The sequence below is a fragment of the Endozoicomonas atrinae genome (genome assembly GCF_001647025.1).
GTDB lineage: Bacteria > Pseudomonadota > Gammaproteobacteria > Pseudomonadales > Endozoicomonadaceae > Endozoicomonas > Endozoicomonas atrinae.
Genome location: NZ_LUKQ02000277.1, coordinates 1 through 6,598, shown reverse-complemented (window position 1 = coordinate 6,598; position 6,598 = coordinate 1). Strand labels below are relative to the sequence as shown.

Sequence of the window (6,598 nt, the reverse complement as noted above, 5' to 3'; positions counted from 1 at the left end):
TAGACTTCAGGAAATAACCTTCAATCTTGGGATAACTCTCACCAGCCTTCTCAGAAGGCTGGCGGTCTCAGCCCCCTTTTAGGGGGCTTAAAGCAAAACCACGTTCTACGAACGTGGATCATTTACTACATTCGGCAAGAAGAATAGTTTGTTATGGATATAAAACCGTTCATTTAAGGGGGGGATGCCGTGACACGGTAACCGCTGTTTTAATTCTTGTTCGCCAGAGCAGGAGCATTGTACAGAAAACATTACCAGAGATTCCAGCCAATAAGCCTCCCGTGGTGAGTGTTGATTCCGGCGTTAACAACTTCCAAAAGAACAGGCAGGCAAGCCCCGAAATACAGGGAAGGTAGAAGTTAATCCTCGGTAGCTTTCGATAAAACAGAGCAATGAACAGCGGAGGAAGCAGGGTTGGCCCCCAGACCTCGAATGTGCCTAGCAGAACGTCCAGAATATCATTCACCTGGAATGCAATCACTATGGCGCTGGCTCCGATGAGCAGTGTGGCAGCACGTCCTAGAATCAGCTGTTGCCGGTCTGAGACGTCTGTTTTTACCAGGGATAACATATCATGTGAGAACGCTATGGCCGCTGTATTCAGGTCACTGTCACAAGAGGACATGATGGCGGCAAGCAGCCCTGTAACAACAAGCAGTTTAAGCCAGAGCGGCATCTCACTGAGAAGAATCTGAAAGGTTAACAGGCTGTCCTGTTCTGGTTGGAGTTGGAAGGCGATGATGCCTATCAGGCCACACAGCAAAATGACAATAAAGGTTGCAGCTGCTGTCAGTCGCATTGCCCTGGCAGCATCACTATGAGACCTTGCCATGGTTATCCGCTGAATAGAGGTTGGGATCAGAGCGTCTCCCAGTAAAAAGCCCAAAAAAATAATAATAAAAGGCGGAAGCTGGTTCAGATGGTACTTGTATCCATTACTGTTATGGTCAAGAAACAGCTGCGATATTGGTTCAATGCCTCCAATATGGTTTACCCCCCATACAGCCAGCACCACCAGGGAAAGCAGCAGGATTATTGCCTGAACAACATCGGTCGTGACAACTGAGCGGATACCTCCCAGAGAGCTGTAGAGAATAACCGCAGCGATTAAACAGGAAGCAATGGGCACTTCCCATCCCGGAACAAGAATATTCACTACTCTGAGCATGGCGATCACCTGTGCTGCCACAATACCGACACAGAATAGAAGCCAGAGAGCTCCTGCTATAAAGCGGACATCATTACCGCCATAGGCGTGACCCAGAATTTCTCCGGTCGACAGGCAATCACGCCACCGATAAATTCTTGGTGCGAGCTTCGCCGTCAAAAGAAGTTGCAGGGAGAAGCCAAGGCAGCCAATAGGATAGATCCATTCCCCTTGGTAGGCTTTTTCAGCGTTGCCCATAATCACTCCAGCACCAACGCCGCTGGCAAGAATACTGCAATAGATTGCCAGGGAACCAAAGGCGTCGCGGTCCAGGGCAAAGTTTTCAAAACTGTGAATCGACTTCAATTGAATGAGACCGACTAGAAGAAATAGCAGGGGAGGGAGCAGCAGAAATGTGATGATCATGGTAATGAGGGCAGAATGTGACTGACTCGTTGTGTGGCATAGCTGGCTATTCGCCAATCATGATGAGCACTTAAACATAGACCTGTTACGCTTGAATAAGTTGCTTAATACTCTCTCCATGTACTGTGCTGCTTGAAAAACACACAGTGTGGTTTTTATGCTATTCAGATTGTTTGTTCTTTTCTTATTAGTGGCGTCCGTCTATATGGCATCCTGTGCAGACAAATCTGAACTGAGAATAATTACAAAAAGCTTTGTTGTGACGACTGATGAACTGCTGACCCAGTCCTGTCATGCCGCAACGCTGGTTGAAACTGCTCCAGGCCAATTGCTGGCTGCATGGTTTGGCGGCAGTCAGGAGGGTGCTGCAGATGTGCGTATCTGGGGTGCTCAATACGAAGATGGGCACTGGGGTATACCTGTGCAGTTAACGGAATCAGTAACGGATGATGTGGATGAGTCACATTGGAATCCGGTGCTTTTCAGTACTGGAAATAGGCTCACCCTGCATTTTAAAGCGGGTAAGTCTCCCAGACTGTGGCGTGGATTCTATATGACGTCAGTTGATCAGGGCCGACACTGGAGTAATGTCCAGCCACATAGGGATGGCTTCCTTGGGCCGGTTCGAAATAAACCGGTAGCCCTGGCTGGTGGCCGTCTGATTTACCCTTCCAGTACTGAGCATCATGGGTGGAGAGTTCATTTTGAGTTGCCGTTATCTCATGAGCCTCTGCGTATTGAGGTCGATGATCCGCAAATGCTGGGAGCCATTCAGCCCGCTATTTTGTTTCATGCAGACAGCAGACTTCGGGCGCTGTGCCGCACACACTCTGGCGTTATTGCTGAGACCTGGTCCCTGGATAATGGTGATAGCTGGTCGGCACTGACGCCAACTCAGCTGCCAAATCCAAATTCTGGTATTGATGCAATGACGCTTGGTAATGGTAGACACCTGCTGGTATATAACCCTGTAATAGCAGGACGTACTCCTTTGGCTGTTGCCCTAAGTCAGGATGGTACTGACTGGCAGCAGGTGGTGGTACTTGAAGAGGGTGATGGCGAATTTTCATATCCGGCAGTGATTCAGGACTCAACAGGCACGATTCATATTGTCTATACATGGCAGCGAAAAGCCATTCGTCATGTCCAGATGAAATTTATAAGGTGAGAGGGGGAGTATTATGTCCGGTATTCAGCGGTTGTCTGATCCATTTTATATGGCTCATGGAGAACGGCTTTGTGAGAGTTTTCATCGTTTGCTGGGAAGGCCTCTTATTACGATTGCCTCCAATGTCTCGGCCATCAGGCATCTTGATGAAGCACCATTTGCCCTGGTTTCTCATGGTACTGGCGAGGATCCGGTATTCAATTATGGTAACCAGACAGCTTTACGGCTGTTTGAGATGGATTGGGGGAGTTTTACTTCCCTGCCTTCGAGGAAATCGGCGGAACCTGTGCACCGAATTGAGCGTGAGCAGTTATTGCATCAGGTATCAACCAAAGGCTTCATTGATGATTACTCGGGCATTCGTATTTCCTCGAAAGGTCGACGCTTCTCTATCAAAAATGGCGTAGTATGGAACCTTATTGATTCAAAGGGCATTGTGCACGGTCAGGCTGCCATGTTTGATCAGTGGCAATATTTATAACGACCCTATGTTCCGGAAAAAAGACTATTTTTAGTGAGCCGCATAGAGATGAATAGGCTAAATGAATCTCTGTGTGATGCTCCTGCCTGTAAAACAGGCGATTCTTTCTGGAGGTCTGTGATGAAAAACTGGTTTGTGTTTGCTCTTGGATCGTTTGTATCAGTAGCCGCTCTGGCTGGTGAATCGTTTTCTTCCAGTCAACGGGTTGGGGCGCTCCCTCCTATTCATCAGGATATTAAGGATCTGAAAGATATGGTGAAGGGGCTGGAAAGTAATCAGGATATTCCCGTTTCAGGTCTGCAGTCTATCAACCTTGATGAGAGCGTGGTCTATTTTCGAGATGACTGTCGAGGAGTGTTTCTGCGCAATAGCACAGATCATCAGAAAGGGTTTGTAGGTCCTGCAGCGCCACTGGTTCTGGATCACATTGAGTGTGGAGCACAAAACCCTTGAGTCTATAGAGATGTTATTGCGAGCTGGGTACGTAATAAAATCTCAACAGCCTCTGGTACTAAACCATCTTATAAGCGTATGCTGTCGGCTGTTTTTCTGCGCAGATGAGGTGACTCGATGAAGCGGTTGTCTGGTGTATTTCTGGTTGTTTTTCTTCTGGCTGGCTGCTCTCCAGAGATAGGCAGTGAGGCATGGTGTAATGATTTGAAGGAGAAGCCAAAGGGTGACTGGACGGCCAACGAAGCGGCCGACTTTGCCAAGCATTGTGTTTTTAAATAGTTTTCTAACAATTTATTGGGAAATTTCTGATTCAGGCTAAGCTCTAAAATGGTGATCTGACAGCACTGACTGAACGAGTCTGGTTGTCAGGTCAGCTAAATAATCGGGTATGCCTGAGGTTCTCCATGGAGTTAAACGAAATACGTTCCCGTCTGGCTGATTTGAATACAGCCCATCTTGCTGATGCTGACAAGCGCCTGAGAGTGATGAGTTCGGCAATAAGACCGGTTCAGTCAGGGCTTAAGCTCATCGGATCAGCCTATACCGTAAACTGTCATAATGACTTTCTTACTGTCATCAAGTCAATTCAGGATGCCCAGGCTGGAGATGTTATCGTCATTGAGACTCAAGGCAGTCGATTGGCGGTGGCAGGGGAGCTGCTATCTACCGAAGCGATGCGTAAGGGGATTGCCGGCCTAGTTATTGACGGGGCCTTTCGTGACACGGCTTCTGTAAGAGAAATGAAGTTTCCGGTTTATGCACACTCTTTTACCCCTATGTCAGGCACATCAAAACGGGTATTCCATACGCAGGAGACGGTCGAGTGTGGCGGCGTAGAAGTTCATCCAGGTGAGATTATCTTCGGTGATGAGGATGGGTTACTGGTTTTATCCCTGGAAGAAGCAGTACGTTTGATTCCAGTAGCTGAAGAGATTAAGGCCAGAGAAGAGCAGGTTCTTGCCAGGCTTCAGGAGGGCGTTTCACTGTGTGATCTGATCAATTTCGATGAACACTGGCAGAAAATTGAGGCTGGTGAAAAAAGCGAACTGGCTTTTATGATAGACCATGGGTGAAGTGGAACTACTGATCAAAAGTTGCCCAAAATGTTGCCTGATATTATATTGTTTTATAATTTCATGAGCCTCCAGCTGGAAGTTGTTTCATTCGATTCGTTTTTTTACGTCAATTGGACTTCAGCCTGGAAGAAATATATACAGGGACATGTTGAATGATAATAAAAAAAGAGTCCATTTTTCGGCTCTATAAGTCTTCTTTCCGTTCTTTATCGACCTATACTGGAATGCTTGGTATTTCTCTTGCTCTGGCTGGCTGCGGCGGCAGCGATATTGAGGTGGCCATGGGTGAAATCCCCAGCATTTCTGATAATCAAGTCGTTCAGAAAGCCTATGAACGCTGTGTTCTTGAGACATTGGAAGAGCTGGAGAAAGATAATCCGGGTACTTCAGACGATGTTATGGCCATCATGTATTCAGGTGCATTGCAGACCTGTGAGTCGGCCGTTGTTATTACATGTGAAAAAGGAATGGAAACAGAGTCCTGCAAGATTATTCTCGATATTTATAAGAGCTAATAGCCTTATTGATCATACGCTGTAATGCCTTGCTGTACATTAGGGATTTGGCCAACGGCGTTTCACCATAGTCAATCAAGTAGATTTCATTGAAACTAGTGAAAGCTTTGTATCGTTTCTAAAGGTCAGCTGCAGACTCAATACCAGTAAGTTCTCATTGGAAGTTTGTATGTACTATTGTACTAAATTATTGTTCAGGAGTGAGCCATTGATGAAGCTCTGAGATCTGATATTTTAAATTCTCTACAGTTGAAAGTCGTCGATAAGCTTTTGAACTCCCCTGACTTATTCTCTCCCATTTCCTTTTTTGAATTTTGGATATTAATTATTATTTTAATTTCTAAATGAAATATCTGACCATTGAACCAATCAAGAATCTTTCTCTCTAAAACACCTGTGTCAAATTATAAATACTCAAACAAATAACGGAGAAAGGTAAATGACGGTAATGACAACTGCTGCGGGTGGCATGGCTCCGGCGATTCAGGAGAGTGGGAAAAGAGACTGGACCGTAGTGAGTTGGTTCCACAAAATTTCCGATGCTGTTGAAAGCAAAGTCGGACACTTTTTGGGGAGGCTGGTTGCAATTGTTACTGTACCATTTACTTTTATCCCTGCACTGCTGATTGATGGGTATTATGGTACCAAAAGCCTGTTTGAAAGAACGGCCGCCAAGGTTGAGTCTGTACAGAAACAGATTCCGGTTAAAACTGAAACGGATGATTTGAAGGCGAAAGTAGAGAGTCAGGAAGAGCAAATTAGGTCTCTGAATGAAGCGAAATTGACTTATGAAGCCAATGCTGGGGATATGCAGTCTCGACTCGATGGACAACAGGCAGAAATTAACAGAGCCAGAAAGGAAGCATTTGAGAAAGATAAGGTGATTGATATTCTTGATCTTGAGCGTGTTGAGAACGAAAAGCAGATGCAAAGAGCAAAAGAGGCGTTATGCTTTGCTCACCATAAGGAAGTAAGAGAAATTACCAGTGCACTTCAAGAACGACAACGTTACGCTGATCGTCTTGCAATGGCGCTTCGACAGTGCGAAATGAAAGCTGATGATCTTACCGATGCTCTTCATGCACAAAAAATAAAGGATTGTCTGGCCGTGATGGATGATCAGTTTCGGACACACGGGCCAGAAATTCGAAACGATTTTTATGAATTGCGGGCGGGTTACGGGAATGTAATTTAAATTGTGTAAAGGGAATGTAATTTAAATTGTGTAAACGCTTGTCGTTAATACTCCAAAATGGAGAATAACAATGAGCGTTGAAATCAACGAAAAACTGGTAGATCAAATAGCCAGTCAGATTAAAACTCAGGATGATC

Annotated in this window: 8 protein-coding genes; 7 read left to right on the top strand and 1 reads right to left on the bottom strand. The window is 45.7% G+C overall.

Annotated elements, in window-relative coordinates:
- Window positions 1–169: 169 nt before the first annotated feature.
- Window positions 170–1,573, bottom strand: coding sequence for a sodium:solute symporter family protein (locus tag AK963_RS23950; protein WP_066017916.1), 1,404 nt, complete (start codon window positions 1,571–1,573; stop codon window positions 170–172).
- 259 nt (window positions 1,574–1,832) lie between these two features.
- Between AK963_RS23950 and AK963_RS23945 the strand changes: the two genes are divergently transcribed.
- From AK963_RS23945 to AK963_RS23920, 7 genes are all read left to right on the top strand, one after another.
- The gene (locus AK963_RS23945; RefSeq protein WP_238593832.1) at window positions 1,833–2,741 is read left to right on the top strand and encodes a sialidase family protein; all 909 of its coding nucleotides are present in this window, start codon (window positions 1,833–1,835) and stop codon (window positions 2,739–2,741) included.
- 13 nt (window positions 2,742–2,754) lie between these two features.
- On the top strand, window positions 2,755–3,222 hold the full coding sequence (locus AK963_RS23940) for an MEKHLA domain-containing protein (protein ID WP_066017914.1): 468 nt from the start codon (window positions 2,755–2,757) through the stop codon (window positions 3,220–3,222).
- A 120-nt stretch (window positions 3,223–3,342) separates the two neighbouring features.
- Window positions 3,343–3,675, top strand: a complete 333-nt coding sequence (locus AK963_RS23935; RefSeq protein ID WP_066017913.1) for a ssr3402 family protein — start codon at window positions 3,343–3,345, stop codon at window positions 3,673–3,675.
- Between the two features lie 117 nt (window positions 3,676–3,792).
- Complete coding sequence (locus AK963_RS31535) at window positions 3,793–3,954, top strand: DUF3012 domain-containing protein (RefSeq protein WP_083232868.1); 162 nt, start codon at window positions 3,793–3,795, stop codon at window positions 3,952–3,954.
- 125 nt (window positions 3,955–4,079) lie between these two features.
- Window positions 4,080–4,748 (top strand): RraA family protein, encoded by a 669-nt coding sequence (locus AK963_RS23930; protein ID WP_066017912.1) that lies wholly within the window; start codon window positions 4,080–4,082, stop codon window positions 4,746–4,748.
- Between the two features lie 155 nt (window positions 4,749–4,903).
- Complete coding sequence (locus AK963_RS23925) at window positions 4,904–5,266, top strand: hypothetical protein (protein WP_066017911.1); 363 nt, start codon at window positions 4,904–4,906, stop codon at window positions 5,264–5,266.
- Window positions 5,267–5,705: 439 nt separating this feature from the next.
- A complete protein-coding gene (locus AK963_RS23920; RefSeq protein WP_139117622.1) occupies window positions 5,706–6,461 on the top strand; it encodes a hypothetical protein in 756 nt (251 codons plus the stop codon).
- The last annotated feature ends 137 nt before the right edge of the window (window positions 6,462–6,598 follow it).